2 protein-coding genes are annotated in these 1,117 nt (G+C 34.6%); both read left to right on the forward strand.

Translation table 11 applies throughout. From position 1 onward, the window contains the following. A partial coding sequence (locus GXM17_RS21325) for a hypothetical protein (RefSeq protein WP_208796481.1) occupies positions 1-525 on the forward strand: 525 nt, incomplete at its 5' end. After that, the coding region (locus GXM17_RS21330) for an AAA family ATPase (RefSeq protein ID WP_163401533.1) at positions 522-1,117 on the forward strand (596 nt) is incomplete at its 3' end. The genes GXM17_RS21325 and GXM17_RS21330, both read left to right, overlap by 4 nt.

Here is a 1,117-nt window from a genome sequence, read left to right on the forward strand (position 1 = left end):
TACGATACTTTCGACCTAAATTTTAGAAAGCACATGCATGAGGATTGGATGGTTTTTTATGATGCTGATGACTTAAGCCAAGTATTGGTAAGTAATGCCAAAAGCCGTGATGGTCGATTAGTTGAAGAAATTGGAACTATGGAATTTATTCTCCAAGAAAAATACATTCAGCCAATGGCTTTATACGATCAGGAGAAAGGCGATGCGCAGCAAAGGCAATTGGTATATGACTACAATAGTCGTATGAACAACGAAATTATTTTGAGAGGTACACAACAACGAGAGGTTTTAGAAGATTTATTCGAAAACCATCCAAGATTAGACACCTTGAAAAAGTTAATGATTCCTGATAGTCTGGGACAACACAAAGATCAAAAGTCTGCGGAACGCTTAGAAAAGGCAACAAAAAGAATCGCTGCTAAACAGGAAAAAAGAGAAAAAGTATTAGAAGAATCCAACTGGCAGGAAGCCCAGACAAATTATTTAAAAGAAAAAGTTAACCTAAACAAATACACTAACCTATGATTGCAACGACCCAAAAACAGCAAATTACTGAGGCACTTAACAATTACATCAAATTGCATAAAATTTCTGCCAATGAAATTGTAAAACGCTCAGGAGTAAATGAAAGTTACATTTCAAGTATCATACATGGTAAAAATACTGCGGGTAAATCAGAGATCAAAGATAAATGGTATTTAATGATTGCTGAATTTATAGGCTACTCATTAAAAAAAGAATATTGGGGCTTGAAAGAAACGCCTCAGCTGTATAGAATGCTTTCAACTCTTGAAGATGCCAAAGAAAACGGATTAACAAACATTATCATTGGCGAAACGGGTTCGGGCAAAAGTTATATTTCTGATATGTTCTTAAGAGCAAATCCAGTTGATACTTTTAAAATAGTTGTTGGTTCTCTTGATACTATTGGCGATTTACTTGATAAAATTATTGATGCCTTAAAAATTGCAACACCAAAAACTAAAAGCAAGAAAATTGGCGAAATAGCTAAAAAGCTAAAACAGCTAAGACTTGAAGGGCAAAAACCGCACTTAATATTTGATGAGTGCGAGTATATGAAACAGCCGGCACTTTGTTCTATGAAAGAGTTATACGA

It is taken from the genome of Flavobacterium fluviatile (assembly GCF_010645065.1).
GTDB lineage: Bacteria > Bacteroidota > Bacteroidia > Flavobacteriales > Flavobacteriaceae > Flavobacterium > Flavobacterium fluviatile.